Source organism: Nocardia sp. NPDC087230 (assembly GCF_044744725.1).
GTDB lineage: Bacteria > Actinomycetota > Actinomycetes > Mycobacteriales > Mycobacteriaceae > Nocardia > Nocardia canadensis.
The window spans coordinates 175,826-202,332 of record NZ_JBIUYV010000005.1 but is presented as its reverse complement, the minus strand read 5'-3'; the positions used below and the strand labels follow the sequence as shown (position 1 = coordinate 202,332).

Here is a 26,507-nt window from a genome sequence, read left to right as displayed (position 1 = left end):
CCATGAACATCACCATTCACCAGAGCTACCTGCCCCAGGACGACCCCGACGCCGCCCTCGCCTTCTACCGCGACGCGCTCGGCTTCGAAGTCCGCAACGACGTCGGCTACAACGGCATGCGCTGGATCACCGTCGGCCCGGCGGACCAGCCCAGCACCTCCATCGTGCTGCACCCGCCCGCCGCCGACCCCGGCATCACCGACGAGGAACGCCGCGTCATCACCGAGATGATGGCCAAAGGCACCTACGCCGGCATCAACCTCGCCACCGACGACCTCGACGGCCTGTTCGAGAAGCTCCAAGCGGGCGACGTCGAAGTCGTACAGGAGCCCACCGATCAGCCCTACGGCATCCGCGACTGCGCCTTCCGCGATCCCGCGGGCAACATGGTCCGCATCCAGCAGACCAAGTAAGCACCCCCGCCGGTAGATTCGAGAAACCGGCGACGCCGACCGACCTGAGGGAGATCCATGAGCACGGCCAAGAAGTCCAGCACCGCGACCGTGGAGCCGGCCGACGCCCACGACCTGATCCGGGTGCACGGCGCCCGCGTGAACAACCTGCGCGACATCAGCGTCGAGATCCCCAAGCGCAGGCTCACGGTCTTCACCGGCGTCTCCGGCTCCGGCAAGAGCTCGCTCGTCTTCGGCACCATCGCCGCCGAATCCCAGCGCCTCATCAACGAGACCTACAGCGCCTTCGTGCAGGGCTTCATGCCCAGCCAGTCGCGCCCCGATGTCGACGTCCTCGAGGGCCTCACCACCGCCATCCTGGTCGACCAGTCCCGCCTCGGCGCCGACCCGCGCTCCACCGTCGGCACCGTCACCGACGCCAACGCCATGCTGCGCATCCTGTTCAGCCGCCTCGGCGACCCGCACATCGGCTCCTCGCAGGCCTTCTCCTTCAATGTCGCCTCGATCAGCGGCTCCGGCGCGGTCGCCGTGGAGAAGCACGGCGTCACCGTCAAGGAACGCCGCAGCTTCACCATCACCGGCGGCATGTGTCCCACCTGCGAGGGCAAGGGCACCGTCAACGACATCGACCTGACCCAGCTCTACGACGAGAACAAATCCCTCGACGAGGGCGCCCTCACCATCCCCGGCTACAGCATGGACGGCTGGATGGGCCGGATCTTCAAGGGCAGCGGCTTCTTCGACCCCGCCAAGCCGATCAAGAAGTACACCAAGAAGCAGCTCGCCGACCTGCTCTACAAGGAACCGACCAAGATCAAGGTCGACGGCATCAACCTCACCTACGAGGGCCTGATCCCCAAGATCCGCAAGTCCATGCTGTCCAAGGACGTCGAAGCACTGCAACCGCACGTGCGCGCCTTCGTCGAACGCGCCGTCACCTTCGGCACCTGCCCCGACTGCGACGGCACCCGCCTGTCCGCCGAAGCCCGCTCGTCCAAGATCGACGGCGTCAGCATCGCCGACGCCTGCGCGATGCAGATCACCGATCTCGCCGAATGGGTCAAGAGCATCGAAGACCCCTCGGTCGCCCCGCTGCTGGAATCGCTGCGCCAGACCCTCGATTCGTTCGTCGAGATCGGCCTCGGCTACCTGTCGCTGTCGCGGCCCTCGGGCACCCTCTCCGGCGGTGAAGCCCAGCGCGTCAAGATGATCCGGCACCTCGGCTCCTCGCTCACCGACGTCACCTACGTCTTCGACGAGCCCACCGCCGGCCTGCACCCGCACGACATCCAGCGCATGAACGACCTGCTGCTGCGCCTGCGCGACAAGGGCAACACCGTCCTGGTCGTCGAGCACAAGCCCGAGACCATCGCCATCGCCGACCACATCGTCGACCTCGGTCCCGCCGCGGGCTCCAAGGGCGGCACCATCTGCTTCGAAGGCAGCGTCGACGGCCTGCGCGCCAGCAAGACCGTCACCGGCCGCCATTTCGACGACCGGGCCGCCGTCAAGGACACAGTCCGCACCGCCACCGGCGCGTTGCAGATCCGCGGCGCGACGGCCAACAACCTGCGCGAGGTCGATGTCGACATCCCGCTCGGCGTACTGGTCGCGATCACCGGGGTCGCGGGTTCGGGCAAGAGCTCGCTCGTGCACGGCTCCATCCCGATCGACGAGGGCGTCATCTCCATCGACCAGGCACCCATCAAGGGCTCCCGGCGCAGCAACCCCGCCACCTACACCGGCCTGCTCGACCACATCCGCAAGGCCTTCGCCAAGGCCACCGGCGCCAAGCCTGCCCTGTTCAGCGCCAACTCCGAAGGCGCGTGCCCGAACTGCAACGGCGCCGGCGTCGTCTACACCGACCTGGCCATGATGGCCGGGGTGTCCACCGTGTGTGAGGTGTGCGAGGGCAAGCGGTTCATGGCCGAGGTGCTCGAGTACACCTTCGCGGGCAAGAACATCAGCGAGGTGCTGTCGATGCCCGTCGACGAGGCTCGCGAGTTCTTCGGCGAGGGGGAGGCCAAGACCCCCGCCGCCCACAAGATCCTCACCCACCTCACCGAGGTCGGCCTCGGCTACCTCACCATCGGCCAGCCGCTCACCACCCTGTCCGGCGGTGAACGACAGCGCCTGAAGCTCGCCACCCACATGTCCGACAAGGGCGGCGTCTACATCCTCGACGAGCCGACCACCGGCCTGCACCTGGCCGATGTCGAACAGCTGCTCGGCCTGCTGGACCGGCTCGTCGACGCCGGCAAGTCGGTCATCGTCGTCGAGCACCACCAGGCCGTGATGGCCCACTCCGACTGGATCATCGACCTGGGCCCCGGCGCCGGTCACGACGGTGGCCAGATCGTCTTCGAAGGCACGCCCGCCGATCTCGTCGCCGCCCGATCCACCCTCACCGGCGAGCACCTCGCCGACTACGTCGGCGCCTGATCCGCCCGAATCCTCCCTCAGGGCAACAGTCCTGGGGGAGGACCACCCCGTCGGCACCCCGTCCGATGTGACGTATCTCGCCGCCGCGCGCTCTGGTCCGCACCATACCCACCGGCCTAGCCTGAGAGTCCGTTGCACGCGCGAAATCACCTGCACCAGAGGGATATTCGGTACCAATCGGACATTCCGACGGCCTTCGATGATGCGCCGATCTCCGCGTGCGCTCTGATCGTTGCGCCGCTGCGGACGCGCCGACTTCCCGGCACCGGACCGGCGGCCGAATCGTGGCAAGGAGTCGCGCCGGTGACACATCGAGTCGTCCTGAACCGCCGCAAGGCGTTCGCCGCCCTGGCATTGCTCGCGACCGCCGGGTGCGGCGCCGCCGACACCACCGCCACCGCGCCACACTGGGACTACGACGCCGAAGGTCCCGACCACTGGGCCGACCTCGACAAGCACTTCGCCACCTGCCGCAACGGCCACGCCCAGTCACCGATCGATCTCCCCGACGCCGCCGAGACGCACCCCGCCGACCACATCGAGATCGTCTACGGGCCCACCCCCACGGCCACCATCACCAACACCGGCCACACCATCCAGACCGCCGTGCCCGCCGACTCGGGCAACCGCATCATCGTCGACGGCACCCCGTTCTCGCTGACCCAGTACCACTTCCATCTGCCCAGCGAACACACCGTCGTCGGCGCCGAGACCGCCATGGAACTGCACCTCGTGCACACCGACCGGGCCGGGCGGCTGGCCGTGCTCGCGATCATGTTGCGCGCCCAGCAGGCACCGGCGGCGGTGAGTCGGGTCCTCACCGTCGCACCCGATCGCGTCGGCGCCACCCGCACGCTCAGCAACGTCGACCCCCGCACGTTCCTGCCCGCGGAGCTCGCCCAGTTCCGCTACGAAGGCTCACTCACCACGCCGCCGTGCACCGAGGGCGTGGCGTGGATCGTGCTGCGCACGCCGAGTCCTGTCGCGGTGGCCGACGTCGACCGGTATCGCGCCCTGTTCCCGCACAGCAACCGGCCCACGCAGCCGCGCAACGGCCGCCCTGTCATCCTCGCGGGCACCGAATAGAAGGTCTCGTCACGACCGGGGGAGTAGCCCCAGGGTCATGTGCCGGACCAGATCGTCGAGGAGCTGCTCGGAGTCGTAGTCGGCGGTATAGCCCGACCCGACGAAGGTCGCCAGGCCCTGCACGGCCGCGAGCGCGGTGACACCGAGACGTTTCGGGTCACCGGGCACGATCTCCCCGGCGGCCTGACCTTCGGCGATGAGCGCGATCGGGATGGCGAAGGCACGCTCCGCGGCCGCCTGGATCTCGGTGTCGGTGGAGCTGTGCCTGCGCGCGAACATCAGCGGCAGCAACTCCGGATTGTCCAGCGCGAACCGCAGATAGGCCCGGGCGAAGGTCTGGAGCCGCGTGGTGATCGGCCCGGCGGTCACGGCCTGTTCGAAGCAGTCGCCGAGCCGTTCCAGGCCGCTGACGGCCAGTGCGTCGAGCAGTGCCTGCTTGTCGCGGAAATGCCGGCTCGGGGCCGCGTGGCTTACACCGGTGTCGCGGGCGAGCTGACGCAGCGACAAGCCGTCCGCGCCGACCGTGCGCAGCGCCGCCTCGGCGTGCTGCAGCAGTGCGGCCCGGAGGTCTCCGTGGTGGTAGCGCGAATGCAAGGACATGGTGGTAGCAGGATATCCGACACGCGCCGAATGTTTGCATTGACTACTTTGTAGTCGCTGACTACATTGACGGGTGCCATGACTGACAACACCGCGCCGACGCGCCCACCGAGCAGCATGCCGATCCGCGAGTGGTTGGCACCGATCACGCTGGTCACCGTGCTGGCCGCGCTCCTGGGCACCATGTACCTCGGCTACACCGCCGACCCCCAGAAGCACCTGCACGACTTCCCGATCGCCGTCGTCAACCAGGACGTCGGCGACACCCTCGCCGGCCAGCCCACCAACCTCGGCGCCCAGATCAGCACGGCACTGGGGGAGAACATCCCCGCCGACAAGATCGACCTGCGCGCCGTCGGCCTCAACGAAGCACAACGACAGCTGCGCAACGGCGAGGTATATGGCGCCATCGTCATCCCCGGCGACTTCACCAAACGCGTCGCCATCCTCGGCACGGCATCGATCGTTCCCGGCACCGTCGAACAGCCGATCATCTCGGTCCTGACCAACCCCCGCGCGGGCACCCTCGCCGCCCAGATCATGGAAACGATCGCCGACCAGGCCATGACCCAGGTCAACACCACCGTCGGCACCCAGCTCACCGACCAGGTCCGCGGCGCCATCGGCACCGCACCGCTCAGCGGCGCCGCCCAGCTGCAGCTCACCCAGCCCATCGACGTCGTCGTCACCCCGTACCACCCCCTGCCCGAAGGCACCGGCCAAGGACTCGCGGCGTTCTTCTACACCCTCGTCCTGCTGATCGTCGGTTTCAGCGGCGCGATGATGATCAACTCCCTCGTCGACGGCTCCCTCGGCTTCGTCCCCGCCGAATACGGCCCCTGGCACAAGCGAACCGCCCGGGCCCAGATCAGCCGCTGGCGCACCCTGCTCATCAAATGGGGGATCGCCGCCATCAGCGCACCCCTGGCCTCCGGCGTGTTCCTCGGCGTCGGCGCCCTGCTCGACATGACCATCGAACGACCGCTGATGCTGTTCCTCTACGGCACCCTGGCCATCACCGCCATCGCCGTCACCGGACTGTCGGTCATGGCCGCCTTCGGCACCGCCGGCCTGATGATCAACCTCATCGTCTTCGTCGTCCTGGGCATCCCGTCGTCCTCGGGCACCATCCCGCTCGAGGCCACCCCGCGCTGGATCGCCGCCCTGGCCGCCTTCGAACCCATGCATCAGATCTACCTCGCCGTGCGCGCCATCCTGTTCTTCGACGGCCACCTCGAAGCAGGCATGAGCCAGGGCCTGTGGATGACCCTCGTCGGCCTCGCGATCGGACTGATCCTCGGCGCCGTCGCCACCCACACCTACGACCTGCGCGGCCTGCATCGCCTCGGCCTCGACCAGCGCCAGGAACCGGCCACCGCGCAGTAGCGCACACCTCGAATCGATACCCCCACGCGGAAGGCACCCGATGCGCGAGTTCGAAGCCCCGGCTTCCTACACCGTTCCAGAACACGCGAACAACTCCGACAGCGTGTTCCGGCACGCCGAGCACTCGCCGGACACGGTGCTGTTCAACGTCGACACCGGCGACGGCGGACTCACCGACGTCACCGCCGCGGCATTCGCCCGCACCGTCACCGATGTCGCCAAGGGCCTCATCGCCTCCGGCGTCGGACTCGGCGACCGAGTCGCCATCATGGCACCCACCCGCTACGAGTGGGTGGTCCTCGACCACGCCATCTGGGCCGCGGGCGGCTGCACCGTCGCCATCTACGACAGCTCCGCCGCCGAGCAGGCCAAGTGGATCCTGCAGGACTCCGCGACCCAGCTGCTGGTAGTCGACAGCGACAAGCACCGCCGGGTCATCGACCAGATCGACCGCGCCGCTCTTCCCGAGCTGACCGAAATCCTGCAGATCGACCAGGGCGCCGTCGCGGAGCTGACAGCGCGCGGCGCCGACCTCGACGACGAGGCGGTCCACACCCGTCGCGCCCAGGTCTACGCCAGCTCCCCGGCCACCCTGATCTACACCTCGGGCACCACAGGACGCCCCAAGGGCGTGCTGCTGTCCCACGCGAACCTCTACGCGGAGTCGAAGTCCGACCGGATCGCCTTGGCGGAGTTCGTCACCGAAGGCAACCGGTCGCTGATGTTCCTGCCGCTCGCGCACGTGTTCGCCCGCGCGGTCACCCTGGCCGCCCTCGACGCCAAAGTGATCGTGGCGTTCAGCTCCGATTGGTCCACGCTCGTCGACCAATTCGGCAGTTTCCGGCCGGACTTCATCCTGGCGGTGCCGCGCGTATTCGAGAAGGTCTTCAACGGTGCCCAGCAGAAGGCACACGCCGGCGGCAGGGGCCGGATCTTCGACCGCGCCACCGAGACCGCCATCGCCTGGAGCGAATCGCTGGACAGTGGCGGACCGGGACTCCTGCGCAAGCTCGAGCACGCCCTGTTCGACAAGCTGGTGTACCGGCAGCTGCGTGGCGCGCTCGGCGGCCGCTGCGGTGCGGCGGTGTCCGGTGGCGGACCGCTCGGCGCCCGCCTCGGCCACTTCTTCCGCGGTGTGGGCATTCCCATCTACGAGGGCTACGGGCTCACCGAGACCACTGCCGCGATCACCGTGAACACCCCACGAAACACCCGGGTCGGCACCGTGGGCCGCCCGACCGACGGCCACGGAATCAAGATCGCCGACGACGGTGAGCTCCTGCTGCGTGGCCCGGTGGTGTTCCGCGAGTACTGGGGCAACCCCGACGCGACCGCCGAGGCATTCACCGACGGCTGGTTCCGCACGGGTGACCTGGGTGCCATCGACCGTGACGGCTACCTGACCATCACCGGCCGCAAGAAGGAAATCATCGTCACGGCCGGCGGTAAGAACGTCTCGCCGGGCCTGCTGGAAGATTCTCTTCGTTCACATTCGTTGATCGGTCAAGCGATGGTCGTCGGTGACGGCCGACCTTTTGTCGGCGCCCTGATCACCCTCGACCCGGACGTTCTTCCGGATTGGCGACTCCGCCACAATCTTCCCGCCGACACTTCGGTAGAAACGCTCATCGACGATCCCGACCTCGTCTCCGAGATCGATGCGGCGGTCGCCGCCACCAATACTCACGTGTCGCACGCCGAGGGCATCAAGAAGGTTCGCATTCTGCCGTGCGAATGGACCGAAGCGACCGGTGAGCTGACTCCGAAGATGTCCCTGAGGCGTGCGGAGGTCATGAAGAAGTACGCCGCCGACGTCGATGCGATGTATTCCTGAGTTCCCCAGTGCCCTTATTTCGTCACTGTGACGAAATAAGGGCACTGGGGAAGTGGAGGGGGAGTGCGAACCTGTTCACCCGAGGCCCACGAATTCTTCATTTCGCCACATATGGGGCCGCATGCTGCAGATGCAGGCATTCATCGCGAGTGGTCATGAATGGGCCACCAGGTGGAAAACGCCGAATTCCGCGTCACATCGTAAAACGCCGACATGGACATCGCGAGTTGTTGCGCGCGATACGACGGCGCGGTGTCAGTCGCCGCTATGGTGGAACGCCGACGAATCGGCACGCAACGCAACACGGCACGTAGTGCATCAATAATGCAAAACACCCACCCGACCGGCGCCGTTCAAACGCCGATAATGCACATTATGTCAACTAGACCCGACGGCGGTATCGGGATCTTCTCCCCGGTCACCCTTATCGGGGCGTCAGGGTGATGCTGCCGATCTCCACTCCACCGAAATACGCCGGACCCGTGTACCCGCCGCGTCCGTCACTGATCAGTACGACGCGGTGGCCGGGAAAGATGTCGACGTAACCACCGTCGGGTGTCGGCTGAATCGGGTAACGCCCGATCAAGACCAGCTCCCCGCCTTCGACGCGTGCGTCACGTTGCAGGAGCACGATGCCCGCCGACAATGTCGTCGACGTGTAGTTGCCGGGTTCGACGTCGGCCGACGCTGGACCGGCCGTGGCGACGAGTGACGCGGCGCCCACGGCCACCGCGATCACAGCGGTCCGGATCATTGATGGTGTGGCATGTGTGGACATCGTCAACTCCTGTCACCCGGGTAACCAACTCTACCCCCGCCGACTCCAGTCGAAGGTGCGCGAACACGGCGTCGATACCGAGCCGGCACTCCCCCGGGTTCGGGAGTTCACGACGTCGCCGCACCTGTCTCGCTCTTCGGGACTGTGCGTCGGGCACAAACCACCGGGAGTCAGATTGTCCGAAAAAGCACGTGACGATACCAGCGGCACACACCGAGGGCGAACCGTAGACGGAAGTTGTCCGCGTCCAACGTGATTCCGTAGCGGCCGGTGATCTGCTGGATGCGGTACTGCACGGTGTTGCGGTGGACGTCGAGGAGGCGGGCGGTGCTCGAGTAGCTGCCGCCCTCGGCGAGGAAGACGTCCAGGGTGTGGCGGAGCATGGCCATCTTGGTGCCGTCGGCGGCGAGGGGGCCGAGAACGCGACGGACCAGTCCGGCGAGCTCGTCGGGTTCGTCGGACAGGAGCGCGAACGGGGCGACGGTGTCGAAGTCCACCACCGGCGGCGCGTCCGGCCCGGCGGTGACGGCGAGGTTCTTGGCGCGGGCCGCGCTGCGGGCGGAGGTCCGGAATCCCGGTAGTCCCGCGCCGACGGTGCCGAGAGCGACCTTGACGGGCAGGCCGGACGCCGCGATCCGGTCGCCGATGTCGTCGGGCGCTGTGCGGTGGTCCTCGGTGACCGGGAACCAGATGCGCAGCGCGCGTTCCCCGGTGGCCGCCGCCAGTTCGGCTCCCCTGGCGCCCATCGCCGTGGACAGGAGTTGGCGGGTCTGGTCGAGCGCGCGTGCCGCGTCCGCGCCCGGGGTGTCCGGTGGAGTCCAGGCCTCCGCGGCGAGGTGGCGGCGGTCGAGACGGTAGTCGAGTGCTTCTTCGGCAGCCGGGACGTCGACGTCGTCGCTGTCGAGGAGGCGGGCGATCCACTGCTGCCGGGCGGCTTGGCGGCTGCTGAGCCAGCGGTCGCGTTCGGCTTCGTAGATGCGGCCCATGGAGGAGTTGAGGCGGTCCAGGTAGGTGCCGGCGAAGCGGAGCAACTCGGCGATTCTGGCGGCCTGGTCGGGGCCGGGAACGGCGAGGATCAGGCCGATGGCCGCGTCGAGGAGGCGATACTGGCCCAGGCCGTACGCACGCAGCAGGACCGTCAGCGGCACGCCGCGCCGGGCCAGCCGCTGGGCGTAGGCGGCGGCGCCCGCCGGCGGGCTGACGGTGGCCGGGTCGATGTTGTTGGCCAAGACGTACTGCACGACGGCGATGTTCTCCGCGATGCTGGCGGCGCGCAGGTCCGCCAGATCGAAGGCGATGTCGGTCACCGGGATCATCTGCTCGGTGACGCGAATCAGATCCTCGGTGATCGCGTCGGTGAGTGGGCCCAGCGCCTGACCGACCCAGACGAGGGATCCGTACGCCGCCACCGCCCGCTCCGTCCGTTGTACAAAAACCGCCGCCGATATTGTGCCATGCGCACAAATTCTGGCTGGGCAAGGTGCTGGACGTGGTTGTCCGGGCCGTTTGTGTGGTCGTGACAGCGTGACGTGTGGTGTCATGGTCGCCGAACGCCCCGATATCGACTCCTTCTTGCTTGTTCGACACTGGTCCGCCGCCCGGTAGGCCCAGAATCCGACAGGGTTCGTGGGTCATCGCAGAGCTGTGGGCCGGACGGATGAAGGATGTTGTACAAGGATGGGTGAGGTTCGTCGCGCGGCGCGAGGTCGAGGCAATCGCAAGGCGAGCACTCCCCTCTTCGCGCAGCTGCTGACGGCGGCGGTCGACACGGCGGGCGAGGCGATCGCCCTGTCCTTCTCCCCCGCCGACGGCGACCGGATCGAACTCACCTACACCCAGCTCGACGAGTCGTCGTCGCGGCTGGCCAGGGAGCTGCTGGATCGCGGGATCGGGCCCGGTGATGTGGTCGCGCTCGGATTCACGCGTTCGATCGAGTCGGTGCTGGCCGTGTGGGCGGTCGCCAAGACCGGCGCGGCCTATGTTCCGGTCGATCCCGGCCTGCCGGCGGAACGGATCGCGTACCTGGTGGCGGACTCGGGTGCGGTGCTCGGGCTCACCGCGGCGGCGTACCGGAGCGCCCTGGGCGAGGCGCTCGCGTGGATCGAGGTCGACGCGCCCCGGCACCGGGACCGGATCGCGGCGTGGCCGTCGCATCCGATCTCCTATCTCGATCGGGTGCGTCCGCTCACCGATGAGCATCCGGCCTATGTCATCTACACCTCGGGGTCGACCGGGCGGCCCAAGGGCGTCGTGGTCACGCACACCGGTCTGGGCGCGCTGGTCACGGCCGCGCGGGACCGGTATGGGGTGCACGCGGGCGACCGGGTGCTGCACGTGTGCTCGCCGAACTTCGACGTCTCGGTCCTCGAGCTGCTGGTGGCCTTCCACGCGGGTGCGACATTGGTGGTGTCGCCGCCGACGGTGTTCGGTGGCCCCGAGCTGGCGGCGCTGGTGCGCCGGGAGCGGGTGACCCATCTGTTGATCACGCCTGCCGCGCTCGAGTCGGTCGACGTCGAGGGGCTCGACGAGCTGCGGGTGGTCGTGGTGGCCGGTGACGCGTTCGGCCCGGCGCTGGTCGATCGTTGGGCGGTCGGCGAGCGTGCGTTCTTCAACGGGTACGGCCCGACCGAGGCCACGATTCTCGCCACGGGCAGCGCCGGTCTGCGGCCGGGCGCGCCGATCACGATCGGTTCGGCGTTTCCTGGTGTCGGGGCGGTGGTGTTGGACGCGCGGTTGCGGCCGGTTCCGGCGGGTGTGGCCGGTGAGCTGTATCTGTCGGGTCCCGCGCTTGCTCAGAGTTATCTGGGCAGGCCCGGGCTCACCTCGGAGCGGTTCGTCGCCGCGCCGTTCGCGGGGGCCGCGGGTGCGCGGATGTACCGGACCGGTGATCTGGTCCGCCGTACGGCCGAGGGTGACTTCGAGTATCTCGGCCGCTCGGACTTCCAGGTGAAGATCCGGGGTTTCCGCGTCGAGCTCGGAGAGATCGACGCCGCGCTGACGGCTCATCCGGACCTCGAGTACGCGGTGACGATGGGGGTGAAGGCCGACTCGGGGGCGACGGTGCTGGTCTCCTATGTCCTTCCCCGCCGAGGTGTTCCGGTCGACACCGAGCAGGTGAGGCGTTTCGTCGGTACGTCGTTGCCGGGGCACATGGTCCCGTCGGTGCTCATCGTGCTGGACGAGATCCCGCTGACGCCCAACGGCAAATTGGACCGCCGGGCGCTGCCCGCGCCGGTCTTCGGCGCGGCCGGTTCGCGCGCGCCGGAGGGTCCGGTGGAGGTCGCGATCGCCGAGCTGTTCACCCAGGTTCTGGGGGTGCGCGAGATCGGTGCGGAGGATTCGTTCTTCGCCTCGGGTGGAGACAGCATTCTGTCCATCCAGTTGGTCTCGCGGGCGCGGTCGGCGGGCATCTCGTTCACTCCGCAGCAGGTGTTCGAGCAGCGGACCGTGGCGGGGCTGGCCCGGGTCGCGGTGGTCGGTGGGCAGTCGGTGCCGACGTTGGCCGAACTTCCCGGTGGTGGTGTGGGGACGATGCCGCTGACGCCGGTGCTGGCGGCCTCGCTGTCGGGCGGCCGGGTGTTCGGCCGTTTCAGCCAGCAGATGGTGTTGGCGCTGCCCGCCGGTATCGATCGGATCGGGTTGGTGGACACCCTGTCCGCGATACTGAATCACCACGACATGCTGCGTGCCTGCGTGCGGCAGGTGGACGGTCGCTGGGAGCTGAACGCGCTGCCGCCGGGCTCGGTGGCGGCGCACCAACTGCTCACCCGGGTCGATGTCGCGGCGGGCCGGACCGAGCGGGAACGCGCCGAGATCGCGAGTGCGGCGCTGGATTCCGCGCTGGCGTCGCTGGACCCAGCGGCATCGCGGATGGTCGCGTTCGTGTGGTTGTGCCGTGAGGACGGTCCGGACGGTCTGATCGTGGCGGCCAACCACGCGGTGATCGACGGGGTGTCCTGGCGCATCCTGTTGTCGGACTTGGTGACCGCCTGGGGACAGTACGCGGCCGGGCAGCGGGTGAGCTTGCCCCCGGTCGGGACGTCGTTTCGCCGGTGGGCGCACGGCCTGACCGAGGCGGCGGCCGGCCGCCGGGACGAACTCGATCATTGGCGGCGGGTGCTGGCGGTGCCGGACCCGTTGCTGGGTACGCGTGCGCTCGACCGCTCGGTCGATACCGCGTCGACCGTGCGGACTTTCACTGTCACGGTGCCCGCCGACGTCACTCGGGCGGTGCTGACCGACCTGCCGACGAGGTATCGTGCGGGCGCCGAGGACGGTCTGCTCGCCGCGCTGGCGCTGGCGGTGCGGACGTGGCGGGCTCGCCGTGGCGTGGATGCCTCGGCGACGCGGATCCGTCTGGAGGGCCACGGTCGTACGGAATCGGCCCTCGCGGGCGCCGATCTGACCCGGACGGTCGGCTGGTTCACCAGCATGTATCCCGTGGCGCTCGAGCTGGGCGGGATCGACACCGAGGCCGCGTGGCGGGGTGGTGCGGCGACGGCGTCGCTGGTGAAGGCGGTCAAGGAGCAGCTGCTCGCGGTGCCGCACAAGGGCATCGGTTTCGGCATGCTCCGGCATCTGGACCTCGAGTCGGGTCCGCTGCTCACGGGTGCGTTGGGCCAGGTGGGATTCAACTATCTGGGTCGGGTGTCCGCCGGCGACGTGCCGGATTCGCTGGCCGATCACGGTTGGCTGCCCACCGATGCGTGGGGTGAGCCTGTCGCCGACCAGGATCCGGCGTTGCCGGCGGCCGCGGTGGTCGATGTCAACGCGCTGGCGGCCGGTTCGGCGGATGGTGTGGTGCTGCGGGCGTCGTTCTCCTATGCCTCGGGGGTCATCGACGAGGCGTCGGTGCGTGCGCTCGCCGAGTGCTGGACCGACGCGTTGGCGCTGCTCGCCGATCATCTTCGTGACCCGGCGGCCGGTGGTCTCTCCCCCGCCGATGTGGCGCTGGTGCGGGTTTCCCAGGACGAATTGGATGCCTGGCATCGCGAGCTGCCCGGGCTCAGCGATGTGGTGCCGTTGGCGCCGTTGCAGCTCGGCTTGCTGTATCTGGCGCAGGTCTCCCCCGACGCGGATCCGTATCTGGTCCAGTTGGCCGTCGAGTTGGCGGGTGCGGTGGATCTCGAGCGACTGCGGCGGGCCGCGCAGGTGGTGCTCGATCGGCACGCCATTCTGCGTACCTCGTTCGGGTCGGCGGCGTCGGGTACGCCGGTCGGTTTCGTGGCCGAGGGTGTGGCGGTGCCGTGGCGGATCGTCGACACCGCGAGCAGCGATCCGCGGGAGTTCCTGGCGGCCGAGGCGCGGGTCGGTTTCGATCTGTCGACGGCGCCGCTGCTGCGGTTCACGGTGTACCGTCGCGGTTCCGGTGATCTGCATCTGGTGCTGACCGCGCATCATCTGCTGGTGGACGGCTGGTCGATGCCGTTGCTGATGCGCGAACTGCTGGTTTCCTACGGCACCGACGGCGGCCCGTCGATGTTGCCGCGGGTGCGGGGTTATCGGGACTATCTCGCGTGGTTGGCCGGCCGGGATCAGTCGGCGGCGCTGGACGATTGGCGCGCGGCGCTGTCCGGGCACGAGCCGACCCTGCTCACGGCGGCTGTCGCACCGCCCGCGGATGCGGTGGCAGGTTACGGGATGTGCGCGCTCGACTTGTCGGCGACCGAGGCGGAGGCCTTGTCGGCGGCCGCCGCGGCGCACGAGGTCACCCTGAACACCCTGTTCCAGGCGGCATGGGGGGTGGTGCTGGCCGGTGTCGTCGGCCGGGCCGATGTCGTGTTCGGTGCGGTGGTGTCGGGGCGGCCGCCGCAGCTGGACGGGGTCGACGCCATGGTGGGTCTTTTCGCGAACACCATTCCGGTGCGGGTGCGGCTCGACGCTGCCGCGTCGCTGCGCGCGGTGTTGTCGCGGGTGCAGTCCGAGCAGGTCGCGCTGCTCGACGGGCATTACCTGGGGCTGGCCGACATCCAGCGGGCCGCCGGCGCGGGCGAGTTGTTCGACACGCTGATGGCCTACGAGTCGTATCCGGTGGATACCGAGGGGATGCGGCGCGCGCATGGTTCCCTCGACGGTCTCGAGATCGTCGATGTCGAGGCGGCCAATGCGACGCACTATCCGGTGGCGGTCGGGGTCGAGGTGGGCGACGGTATCCGGGTCGGCCTGCAGTACCGGCTCGAGGTGGTCGGCGCCGATATCGCCGAAGCGCTGACGCACCGGCTGCGTGTGGTTCTCGACGCGCTCCGCGATACGCCGGATCGCCCGGTGGGTGCGGTGCTCGCGGAGCTCTCCCGGCACGATGATCCGGTGGCCCGATTCGCCTATTGGCGTGCGGTACTCGCCGATCTGCCCGCGGAGCTGAACCTTCCGGCGGATCGTCTCCGGTCCGCCGGGCCGGTGGCTATCGACGATCACGTGCGGTTCGAGATCCCGGCTGACTTGTTCGGGCGCATGCGGGAAGTCGCGCAGGCGCGGCGGACTTCGGTGCGCACGGTTGTCCATGTCGCGTACGCGGTGTTGCTGGCGCGGCTGTCCGTCAGTGCGGACATCGCGATGGACGTGTTCGCCCCGCGGGATCCGGCGGTGCTGCTGCGACTATCGGTGCCTGGCGGCCGGACCGTCGACGCGCTGCTGTCCGATGCGGCCGCGCTGGCGCGGCAGGCCTGCGTGTTCCCGGAATTGTCGGCGGCGGAGTCGGCGGCCCTGGGTGTCGCCGAACGTTCGGCTGCGCGGATCGCGCTGCTGACGGGCCCGCGAGCGGACGTCACCGGGTTCGACCTGGCGCTGACCGTCCCCACCGAATCGGCGGAGCCGGTCCGCGCCGAATTCGGTTTCACCAGTGCCCTGTTCGACCGGGAGACCGTCTCGGTGTTCGCCGAACGACTCGTCCGGTTGCTGACCGCGATCGTCGAACATCCGCAGTCCGCGATCGGTGACCTGCCCCTTCTCGACGCGGCTGAGCAGCTCACGGAGCGTCCGGCCGAGCTCGACGCTCCCCCGGTGCTGTTGCCGGATCTCGTCTCCCGTGGTGTCGCGCTCGGTCCCGATCGAGTGGCGATCCGGTACCGGGGTCGCTCGGTCACCTATGGCGAACTGGACGCGCGGATTTCCCGGGTGGCGCGTGCCCTGATCGCGCGGGGCGTGGGACCCGAAGTGGCTGTCGCGGTGGCCTTCCCACGGTCGGTGGAGATGGTCGTCGCCGCCTTGTCGGTCGCGAAGGCGGGCGGGCTGTTCGTGCCGCTGGACCCGGACCAGCCCGCGCCGCGTCTCGCTCACGTGGTCGCCGATGCGGGGGCCGCCCTGGGTCTCACCGCGCCGGAGTATCTCGATCGGGTGCCGGTGGGTGTGGATTGGCTGACTCTCGACGAGGTGGCGGGGTCGGCTGCCGCGACGCCGGTCACGGATGTGGATCGGCGTGCGCCGGTGCGGGCGGAGCATCCCGCGTATGTCATCTACACCTCCGGGTCGACCGGCGTCCCCAAGGGCGTCACCGTGACCCATGCGGGCCTGAGTCTGCTGGTCGAGGAGGCGGTCCGCCGCTACGGCCTCACCGGGGACCACCGGTTCCTGCACATCTGCGCGCCGTGGTTCGATCCGTCGGTCCTGGAGTGGCTGTGTGCCTTCACGACGGGGGCGACGCTGGTCGTCGCGCCGTCGGAGATCCTCGGCGGTGTCGAGCTGAGCGATCTGCTGGCCGCCGAAGCCGTCACCCACGCCATCATCACTCCCGCTGTGCTCGGCACTCTCGATCCCGGGGGTCTGGACGCGCTGGAGCTGTTGTCGGTCGGCGGTGATGTGACGACACCGGAGCTGCTGGCGAGATGGCAGCCGGGTCGCCGCTATCTCAACGGGTACGGTCCCACCGAGACCTCGATCATCTCGGCCTACGCCGAACTCACCGCGGGCCGCCCGGTCACGATCGGTGCGCCGGTGCCCGGCACGTACGCGATGGTCCTGGACGCGCGGTTGCATCCGGTGCCGGCGGGGGTCACCGGCGAGCTCTATCTGGCCGGTCGCGGGGTGGCGCGCGGCTACCGTAATCAGCCGGGTACGACCTCGACCCGGTTCGTCCCCGATCCTTGGGGTGCCCCGGGTGCGCGGATGTATCGCACCGGTGACCTCGTGCGCGTGCGCGATGCGCAACTGCACTATGTGGGTCGTGCGGACACCCAGCTGAAGGTGCGCGGGTTCCGGATCGAGCCGGGCGAGGTCGACGCGGTGCTCACCGGTCGCGCCGAGGTCGAGGTGGCGGTGACCGTGGGCCGGTCGGCGGCATCGGGGTCGACTGTCCTGGTCAGCTATGTCGTTGCCGCGCAGGGCCGGATCGCCGATCCGGCGGCGCTCTCCGAGTACGCCGCGCAACGCTTGCCGTCGTATCTGGTGCCCTCGGCGATCGTCGTGCTCGACGCGCTGCCGCTGACCTCCAACGGCAAACTCGATCGTGCCGCGCTCCCGGAGCCGGTGGCCGCGTCGGCGGTCGTCCGGGCGCCGTCGACGCCGAGGGAGACCGTGCTGGCTGGGTTGTTCGCCCGGGTGCTCGGGGTCGAGTCGGTGGGGGTCGACGATTCGTTCTTCGCCGTCGGTGGCGACAGCATTCTATCGATCCAGCTGGTCTCGCTGGCCCGCGCGGCGGGCATCGTGTTCACGACCAGGCAGGTGTTCGAACACCGCACCGTGGCGAAGCTGGCCGCGGTCGCCGCTGTCGACAGTCCTGCCGTGACTCTGGCCGAACTGCCCGGTGGCGGGGTCGGCGAGGTCGCGCTGACGCCGGTGCTGGCCGAGTTCCTGGCCACCGGCTCGAGTGATCGCTTCGCGCAGACGATGGTTCTGGCGCTGCCGGACGGTATCGATCGCGCCGGTCTGGTCGCGACTGTGTCCGCGGTGCTGCGCCGTCACGACATGCTGCGTTCGCGGTTGCGTCACGATGGCCTGCGGTGGCGGTTCGAGGTTTTGGCTCCCGAGTCGGTGTCGGCGGACGCGCTGATCTGCGAGGTCGACGCGGCGGCTGCCGACGGCGAGGAGCTGACCCGGATCGGTAGTGCCGCCATGGATTCGGCGCTGTCGGCGCTCGACCCGGGATACGGCCGGATGATCGCGTTCACCTGGGTGCGCCGGAGCGAGGCCAGGGACCTGCTCGTGGTGGCGGCTCACCACTACGCGATCGACGGTGTGTCGTGGCGGATCCTGCTGCCCGATCTGGTCGTCGCGTGGGCGCAGTACGACGCCGGGCAGGAGATCGTTCTGCCGCCGGTCGGTACCTCGTTCCGCCGGTGGGCCCACGGGCTGGTCGCTGCCGACCGCACCGGCGAGCTCGACTACTGGCGGCAGCTGCTGTCCACCCCGGATCCGCTGCTGGGGACGCGGGCCATCGACAGTGCGGTCGACACCGAGGCGACGATGCGGTCGATCACGGTGCAGGTTCCGGCCGTGGTCACCGAGCCGCTGCTCACCACGCTGCCCGCGCAGTACCGGGCCGGCGCCGACCACGCTCTGCTCGCGGCGCTCGCGCTGGCTGTGCGCGCATGGCGGGCGCGTCGTGGCGTGGACGCCGACACCCTGCGGATCAGGCTGGAGGGACACGGGCGTGCTGAAGACGTCGTCCCCGGCGCGGATCTGACCCGGACCGTCGGCTGGTTCACCAGCGTCCACCCGGTCGTGCTCGACCTGTCCGCGGTTCCGGGGCGCGTCGACGACGCCGCGCTCGCGACGGCGGTGCGGTCAGTGAAGGAACAGCTACTGGCGGTGCCGGACAACGGCATCGGGTTCGGGGTGCTGCGCCTGGACCCGGCGCATCAGCTCACCGGCGGCCTTGGCCAGGTCGGCTTCAACTATCTGGGCCGTGCGACGACCGGAAACGACCCCGCCGCGGACGCGGCCTGGCTGCCCGCCGCCGACCTCGGCGACATCGATGTCGACTACGACCCCGCGCTGCCGGCGCACACCGTCGTGGACATCAACGTGATCACCGTGCCCACCGACGCCGGTCTCCAGCTGCGCGCCGATTTCCGTTACGCCACCGGCATCCTCGATGCCGACGAGGTGCTGGAGCTGGCCGACGAGTGGCGCGGGCAGCTGGCCGCGCTCGCCGAGCACACCCGGCATCCGGACGCGGGCGGTCTGACTCCGTCCGATGTCGCGTTGGTGCGGGTGTCGCAGGCGGATCTGGACCTGTGGCGCCGCACCCACCCCGGGCTGACGGAGGTGTTGCCGCTGTCCCCGCTGCAGCAGTCGCTGCTGGCACTGGGTGAACTCCTGGACGACTCGGTGCACGCCTATGTCATCCAGCTCGTCGCCGAACTTTCCGGCGATCTCGACACCGAGCGGCTGCGCCGGGCGGCCGCCACCGTGCTGGACCGGCACGCGAACCTGCGCTCGGCGTTCGTCACCGCCGCGGACGGCACGCCGGTGCAGGTGGTGGCCGACGCGATCGAGGCGCCGTTGCGGGTCGTCGGCGATGTCGACGACGCCGACCTGTCCGCGCTGCTGGCCGCCGATCAGGAGGCCGGTTTCGATCCGGCGGTCGCGCCGCTGCTGCGATTCACCGTCTACACCAGCGGTTCCGGACGCAGCCATCTCGTGCTGACGGGTCATCACATCCTGCTCGACGGCTGGTCGATGCCGCTGTTGATGAAGGAACTGCTGGTCCTGTACGCCACGCACGGTGACGCGGCGCCCCTGCCGCCGGTGCGCCCCTACCGTGACTATCTGCGCTGGCTGAGCCGGCAGGATCGCGGGGTCGCCGAGCACGCGTGGTCGACGGTGCTGGCCGGGGTGGAGCCGAGCATGCTGGCACCGGAGCTGACGTGGCCGCCGGCCACCGGCACCGGATTCGGCCTGTGCGAGTTCGACATCGATGCCGACCGCACCGCCGAGCTGGCAGCGTTCGCCGCCCGCACCGAGGTCACCGCGAACACCGTCTTCCAGGCGGCGTGGGGTCTGGTCGTCGCGGGGACCAGCGGGCGCGACGACATCGTCTTCGGCGCCACGGTCTCCGGCCGTCCGCCGCAACTGGACGGTGTCGGCGACATGATCGGTTTGTTCGTCGACGCGGTGCCGGTGCGGGTCCGGCTCGACCCGACCGGCACCGTCACCGATCTCGTGCGTGCGGTGCAGGCCGAGCAGGCCTCGGTGCTCGATCACCATCATCTCGGTCTCGGTGCGATCCAGCGGGTGGCCGGGCGCGGTGAATTGTTCGACACGATGCTGGCCTTCGAGTCCTACCCGGTCGACGCCGAAGGGCTCCAGCAGGCGGGCGGTGCGCTCGACAACCTGCGAATCGATGGTCTGCGCGGGGCCGACTACACGCACTATCCGCTCACCATCCTGGTGTTCCTGGGGGCGCGCACCCAGGTGCAGATCAAGTACCGGCGTGATCTCGTCGCCGAGGCCACCGCGCAGGCGGTGACCGACCGGCTGCGCACCGCCCTGACCGCCGTGATCACCGCCGGCCCGGACACCACGGCGGGCGCGATCGCGCAGCGGCTCGCGACCGCACCCGGCGATCCGATCGCGCGTGCCCGCTTCTGGCGGGAGACGCTGGCCGATCCGCCCGGTCGGCTCACGCTGCCCACGGCGACTCGCGAGAGCGGGGGCGGGCGGGGACAGACCCGGCTGCCGATTCCGGCCGCGGTGCAGCAGGAACTGCGTGCGCTCGCCGATGCGGCCGGAGTCGGCTGGTCGGCGCTGATCCGCAGCGCTGTCGCCGTGCTGCTGGCTCGGCTGACCGGGACCGACGACATCGTCCTCGCCGCGCCCGAGCAGACCATGGTGGTCCGCACCCGGGTCGACCTTGGCCAGCCCTTCCTCGCGCTGCTGGCCCGGGCCCAGCGCAGTGAGGCCCAGGCGCTCGCGCACGCGGGAGTTCCGTCGGCGGACCTGGCCGCCTTGGTCGGTGCCGATCACCTGGACCAGGTGTCGCTGGGGTTCGACGGTCCCGGCGCCGGTGAACTGGCCCTGGCCGTGGTCGAGCACGACGCGGGTTCGATCATCGAAATGTCTTTCGCACGAACAGTGTTCGACGACGACGAAGCGCTCGCGTTCGGCCGGCGCCTGGTGCGGATCCTGACCGCGCTCGCCCAGCGACCGGGCACACCGGTCGGCGACCTGCCCCTGTCGGATCGCGACGAGGACGCCTTCCTGACCCGGATCGGCGACGGCGGCACACCCTCGACCGCCGCGACCCTGCCGCACCTGCTGGTGCGCGGCACCGACTACGGCCAGCACCGGATCGCGGTGCGCGACAACGGCCGCGGCCACACCTACGGTGACCTGGACGCCGACTCCTCACGTCTGGCCCGGCTGTTGATCGCCGACGGCGTCGGACCGGAAACCGTTGTCGCCTCGGCGATCCCGCGCGGTTACCAGTCGATCCTGGCGTTCTGGGCGATCGCGAAGGCCGGTGGCGTGTATCTGCCGGTCGACCCGAACTACCCCGCGGACCGGGTCCGGCACATGCTCGACGATTCCGGCGCCACGAGGGGCGTCACCGTCGCCGGTCACGCCGCGGCACTCGGCGAGTCGGCGCGCTGGCTGGTGCTCGACGATCCCGCCGTGCGCGCCCGCATCGCCACCCACCCCGCCACCGCGGTGCGGGACCGGGACCGGACGGCTCCGCTGCGGCGCGACCACGCCGCCTACGTGATCTACACCTCCGGCTCCACCGGGCGGCCCAAGGGTGTCACCGTCACCCACGCGGGCCTCGGCGCGCTGATCGCGCACTCGGCCACCATTATGGGCCTGCGGCACGACCACCGGATGCTGCACGTCTGCTCGCCCAGCTTCGACCAGTCGATCGAGGAGATCGGCACCGCTTTCCATCGCGGCGCCACCCTGGTGATCGCGCCCCCGGGCACCGTCGGCGGTGTCGAACTCGACGAGCTGCTGCGCCGGGAACGCGTGACCCACACGATCATCACCCCCGCCCTGCTGGGCACCCTCGACCCGGCCGGGCTGCCCGAGCTGAGCTGTGTCTCGGCGGGCGGTGAGGCGACCACCGCCGAGCTGCTGACCGCCTGGCAGCGCGGGCGCCGCTTCCTCAACGGCTACGGACCGACCGAGGCCACGATCGGCGCGACCTACGCGCGGTTGCGCGCCGGTGACCGGGTCACGATCGGCCGTCCGGTGCCGGGGTTGCGCGCGATGGTGCTCGACCAGCGGTTGCATCCGGTGCCCGTCGGTGTCACCGGTGAGCTGTATCTGGCCGGTCCGGCCTTGGCCCGCGGCTATCACCGGCGTGGTGCCGTGACCGCCGACCGGTTCGTCGCCTGCCCGTGGGGTGCGCCGGGCGAACGCATGTACCGCACCGGCGATCTCGTGCGCTGGGTGCGTGGCGCGGAGGCCGCCGACGAGCTGGAGTACCTGGGCCGCACCGATTTCCAGGTCAAGATCCGGGGCTTCCGGATCGAGCTGGGCGAGATCGACGCCGTGCTGGCCCGGCATCCGCAGGTCACCTTCGCGGTCACCGTCGGCGCGCAGAATCCGGCGGGCGAGACGACGGTGGTGTCGTATGTGACCGGCCGTGACATCGATCCCGGTGCGGTGGCGCGGTGGTCGTCGTCGATGCTGCCCGCGCACATGGTTCCGGCGGCCGTGATGGTGCTGGACGAGATCCCGTTGACCTCCGCCGGCAAACTCGACCGGCAGTCGTTGCCCGCGCCCGTCTTCACGGCCCGCCCCTACCGGCGGCCGGCGAACGGCCTCGAACGTACCGTCGCCGGGGTGTTCGCGGAGGTGCTGGGCATCGAACAGGTCGGCGCCGACGACAACTTCTTCGAGCGTGGCGGCAACTCGCTGCTGGCGACCCGGCTGTCCGCCCGGTTGAGCGCGGCCGTGGCGGTCCGGGTCGCGGTGCGGGTGCTGTTCGCGGCACCGACGGTCGCCGAGTGCGCCGCGGAGGTTTCCCGGCTGACCCGGGCGGGCCGCCGTCCCGCGCTGCGCGCCCAGGCTCGGCCCGAGCGGCTCCCGCTCTCGCCCGCCCAGCAGCGCATGTGGTTCCTCAACCGTTTCGATACCCGGACCTCCGCTTACACGATTCCGGTGGTGTTGCGCTTGCGCGGTGCGCTCGATGTCGCGGCCTTGCGGGCGGCGTTCGGTGATGTGGTGGCCCGGCACGAGATCCTGCGCACCGTGTATCCGGTCGTGGATCACGCGCCGGTGCAGGTTGTCCTGCCCGTCGGCCATCGGGATCTGCCCCGGTTGGCTGTGCGCTCCACCGCCGAGGTGGAACCCGCTGTGCTGCAACTGGTGTCGACGGTCTTCGACGTCACCGCGGAGGTGCCGCTGCGGGCGACGCTGTTCGAGGCCGGACCCGAGGACTTCGTGCTGGCCATGGCGATCCACCACATCGCCGGTGACGGCTTCTCCGGTGGCCCGCTCACCCGCGACCTGGTGACCGCCTACGGCGCCCGCGTCGACGGGCGTGCCCCGACGTGGACTCCGCTGGCCGTGCAGTACGCCGACTACGCGGTGTGGCAGCAGACGCTGTTGGGCGAGGACACCGATCCGACCTCGGTGGGCGCCGAACAGATCGCCTATTGGCGCCGGGCGCTGGCCGATTTGCCCGACCAGCTCGACCTGCCCCGCGACCGTCCCCGCCCGGCGGTGCAGTCCTATGCCGGTGGCCGGGTGCCGTTCACCGTGGACGCCGCCACCCACGCCGCGCTCACCGAATTGGCCCGCACGCAAGGCGCGACGCTGTTCATGGCCGTGCACACCGCGCTGGCCGTCCTGCTCGCGGGACTGTCGGGCACCACCGACATCGCCATCGGCACCCCGGTCGCCGGACGCGGCGAGGCCGAGCTGGACGATCTGATCGGCATGTTCGTCAACACGTTGGTGTTCCGCACCGAGGTCGACGGCGACGAGAGTTTCGCCGAACTGCTCGCCCGCCAGCGCGAGATCGACCTGCAGGCGTTCGCGCACAGCGACGTCCCGTTCGAGCGGCTCGTGGAAGTGCTCAATCCGGTCCGCTCCACGGCTCGGCATCCGCTGTTCCAGGTGGGTCTGTCGTTCCAGAACCTCGCCGAGGTACGGATGGACCTGCCCGGCATCAGCGTGTCCTCGGTGGAGACCGACCGCGAGCTCTCGCAGTTCGACCTGCATTTCATTCTGGCCGATCGCTACACCGGCGACGGCGCGGCCGCCGGGATCGGCGGTTACTGCACTTTCGCCACCGATCTGTTCGACGCCGTGACAGTGCGCGGATTCCTGGAGCGCTTCACCCGGATCATCGCCGCGGTGGTCGCCGCGCCCGGCGCGCCGCTGCACACGATCGATCTGCTCGCTCCGGCGGAGCGGACCCGCATTGTCGAACGGTGGAATCGCACCGCGCGTCAGACCGATCCGGCCGCGACCCTGGTGTCGCTGCTGGACGAGACCGTGGCCGCGGACCCGCATGCGGTGGCGCTCGTGGCCGAGGACCGACGGTGGACCTTCGCCGAGCTCGACGCCCGGGTGAACCGGCTGGCCCGGTATCTCGTCGCCGCGGGGGTCGGCCCGGAGACCCGGGTGGCGCTGGCCATGCGGCGCTCGGTCGAGCTGGTGATCGCGATGTACGCGGTCGCCACCGCGGGTGGCGCCTATGTGCCGATCGATCCCGATCAGCCGCTCGCGCGTACCGAGTACATCCTGGACACGGCGTTGCCGATGCTGGTGCTCACCGACACCGACACCGGGTTCGCGGCAGCCGGGACCCGGGTCGTGCGGGTCGACCAGCTCGAGCTGTCGGCGCTGAGTGCCGCCCCGCTCACCGATCGCGACCGGCGCGCTCCGCTGCGGGCGGCCAATACCGCCTATGTGATCTTCACGTCGGGCTCGACGGGGCGTCCGAAGGGTGTGGTGGTCTCGCACGCGGCCGTGGTCAACCAGTTGCGGTGGAAGGCCGAGAGATTCGGCCTCACCGCCGAGGACGTCGTGCTGTTGAAGACGGCGGCGACCTTCGACCTGTCGGTGTGGGAGTTCTGGTCGACGGCGGTCTCGGGCGGTCGCCTGGTCATCGCCGCACCCGACGGTCACCGCGATCCGGCCTACCTCGCCGAGCTGATGCGCCGCGAGGCTGTCACCACCTTGCACGCGGTGCCATCGATGCTCGACGCGCTGCCCGCCGATGGGCTGCCCGCCTCGCTGCGCCGGGTCCTGGCGATCGGCGAGGCGCTGCCCGTGGCGTTGGCCCGTCGAGTCGAATCCGCGGCACCGCAGGCCGCGCTGTTCAACGTGTACGGACCGACCGAGGCGGCGGTCTCGATCACCAGCCACCAGGTCCGCGCCGCGGACACCGCGACGGTCCCGATCGGCAAGCCGGTGTGGAACAGTCAGGTCTACGTGCTCGATGCCCGTCTGCGGCCGGTGCCGGTCGGTGTGCCGGGTGAGCTGTATCTGGCCGGCGCACAGCTGGCAGGCGGCTACCTCGGCAGGCCCGACCTGACCGCCGAACGCTTCGTGGCGAATCCCTTCCACGCCGGCACCCGGTTGTATCGCACCGGTGACCTGGCGGCGTGGAATGCCGACGGGGCCTTGGAGTATCGCGGGCGCACCGATTTCCAGCTGAAGATCCGCGGCTTCCGCATCGAGCTGGAGGAGATCGACGCGGTGCTCGCCGCGCACGCCGATGTCGGCTACGCGGTCACGATGGGCCGGGAGAACCAGACCGGCGCGACGGTGCTGGTGTCGTATGTGGTCGCCGCGCCGGATCGGATGGTCGTCATCGAGGATCTGCGCGAGTGGGCGTCGCGGTCGCTGCCCTCGCACATGGTGCCCGCCACGATCATGGTCATCGACGAGGTGCCGCTCACCTCGGTCGGCAAACTCGACCGCGCCGCGCTGCCCGCACCCGAAGTCGCGACCCGCGCCTACCGTGCCCCCGGCACCGCGATCGAGCAGACGGTGTGCGAGATCTTCGCCGATGTCCTGCGGTTGGACCGGGTCGGCATGGACGACCACTTCTTCGAACTGGGTGGCACCTCCCTCAGTGCTACCCGTCTGGCGACCCAACTCGGTGCCGCGGTGGCCGCGACCATCCCGGTGACGTGGCTGTTCACCACCCCGACGCCCGCGGGGATCCTCGCCGCGCTGCGTGCCGACGGAGCCGACAGCACCGGCGCCGACGCGGCGTTCGATGTCTTGTTGCCGTTGCGGACCGTCGGCACCCGCGAGCCGCTGTTCTGCGTGCACCCGATCAGCGGTGTCGCCTGGTCGTTCGGTGGGCTCGCCGCGCACCTGCACCCCGACCGGCCGATCTACGGTCTGCAGTCGCCGGCGCTGAGCTCGGCCGAGCCGCTGCCGGACTCGATCGAGGAATGGGCGCTGCTCTATCTCAAGCAGATTCGCCAGATCCAAGCCGAAGGGCCCTACCACCTGCTCGGCTGGTCACTGGGCGGAGTGCTCGCGCACGCCATGGCGGTGCAACTGCAGGAAGACGGTGAGGAGGTCGCGCTGTTGGGCATGCTGGACAGCACGCTCAGCGCCGCGTCGCAGGCTACGGCGAGCCCGGTCACGGCGGCCGATCTGCTCGGCGGGTTCGCCGGTGACCTCGCTGCCGACGGCACCTTCGACGAGGTGGCCGACGCGCAGGGTCTGGCCGAGGTCCTCGGCCGGCTGGCCGCACCGCTGGCATCGCTGGACTCCGCCCGGACCGAGCGCGTCGTCGACGCGGCGATCGCTTCGGCGGCACTCGACGCGGCCTACCGGCCACGCCGATTCGACGGCGCCATCACCTATTTCACCGCCGCCCAGGACGATCCGACCGGCTCCACCGGCGCCGCGTCCTGGACCGAGGCCGCCAGCCGCCCGGTGCGCAACCATCTCGTGGACGCGACGCACTGGCGGATGACCGAGAGCCGCGCGCTCGAGTCGATCGCCAAGGTGTTGCGGGAGTGGCTGTGACGATCACGAACCCATCAGTGGCGCTGATGGGGTGATAGGCACGGGCCCACTACCCGCCGAGCCGACGCCCGCTTCTTCACCGAACCGCTGT

The 26,507-nt window shown here is 69.8% G+C and carries 9 protein-coding genes; 6 read left to right on the top strand and 3 right to left on the bottom strand.

The genetic code is table 11. The features are described 5' to 3' along the window. Positions 1-2 precede the first annotated feature (2 nt). The 3 genes from ACIO52_RS19090 to ACIO52_RS19080 all read left to right on the top strand — a co-directional run bounded on the left by ACIO52_RS19090 (position 3) and on the right by ACIO52_RS19080 (position 3,941). Positions 3-413: a VOC family protein gene (locus tag ACIO52_RS19090; RefSeq protein ID WP_218720191.1), complete on the top strand. Its 411-nt coding sequence runs from the start codon at positions 3-5 to the stop codon at positions 411-413. Between the two features lie 57 nt (positions 414-470). After that, entirely contained in the window at positions 471-2,855 is a 2,385-nt protein-coding gene (locus tag ACIO52_RS19085; RefSeq protein WP_402645433.1) for an ATP-binding cassette domain-containing protein, read from the top strand. Positions 2,856-3,158: 303 nt separating this feature from the next. Beyond that, positions 3,159-3,941 (top strand): carbonic anhydrase, encoded by a 783-nt coding sequence (locus tag ACIO52_RS19080; protein ID WP_218720189.1) that lies wholly within the window; start codon positions 3,159-3,161, stop codon positions 3,939-3,941. A 9-nt stretch (positions 3,942-3,950) separates the two neighbouring features. On the opposite strand, the gene ACIO52_RS19075 is transcribed toward ACIO52_RS19080, so the two are convergent. Next, positions 3,951-4,541, bottom strand: coding sequence for a WHG domain-containing protein (locus tag ACIO52_RS19075; protein WP_316574815.1), 591 nt, complete (start codon positions 4,539-4,541; stop codon positions 3,951-3,953). 78 nt (positions 4,542-4,619) lie between these two features. Here ACIO52_RS19075 and ACIO52_RS19070 point away from each other — a divergent pair, with 78 nt between their 5' ends. Both ACIO52_RS19070 and ACIO52_RS19065 read left to right on the top strand, forming a co-directional pair. Further along, complete coding sequence (locus ACIO52_RS19070) at positions 4,620-5,927, top strand: ABC transporter permease (RefSeq protein ID WP_402645429.1); 1,308 nt, start codon at positions 4,620-4,622, stop codon at positions 5,925-5,927. 40 nt (positions 5,928-5,967) lie between these two features. Further along, the gene (locus ACIO52_RS19065; RefSeq protein ID WP_218720187.1) at positions 5,968-7,761 is read left to right on the top strand and encodes a long-chain fatty acid--CoA ligase; all 1,794 of its coding nucleotides are present in this window, start codon (positions 5,968-5,970) and stop codon (positions 7,759-7,761) included. 424 nt (positions 7,762-8,185) lie between these two features. Here ACIO52_RS19065 and ACIO52_RS19060 read toward each other — a convergent pair whose 3' ends face one another. Together ACIO52_RS19060 and ACIO52_RS19055 are read right to left on the bottom strand one after the other, a co-directional pair. Further along, on the bottom strand, positions 8,186-8,539 hold the full coding sequence (locus ACIO52_RS19060) for a hypothetical protein (RefSeq protein ID WP_218720186.1): 354 nt from the start codon (positions 8,537-8,539) through the stop codon (positions 8,186-8,188). 170 nt (positions 8,540-8,709) lie between these two features. Beyond that, on the bottom strand, positions 8,710-9,948 hold the full coding sequence (locus ACIO52_RS19055; protein ID WP_342799870.1) for a helix-turn-helix domain-containing protein: 1,239 nt from the start codon (positions 9,946-9,948) through the stop codon (positions 8,710-8,712). Positions 9,949-10,216: 268 nt separating this feature from the next. Here ACIO52_RS19055 and ACIO52_RS19050 point away from each other — a divergent pair, with 268 nt between their 5' ends. After that, entirely contained in the window at positions 10,217-26,416 is a 16,200-nt protein-coding gene (locus tag ACIO52_RS19050) for an amino acid adenylation domain-containing protein (protein ID WP_402645424.1), read from the top strand. Positions 26,417-26,507: the final 91 nt, after the last annotated feature.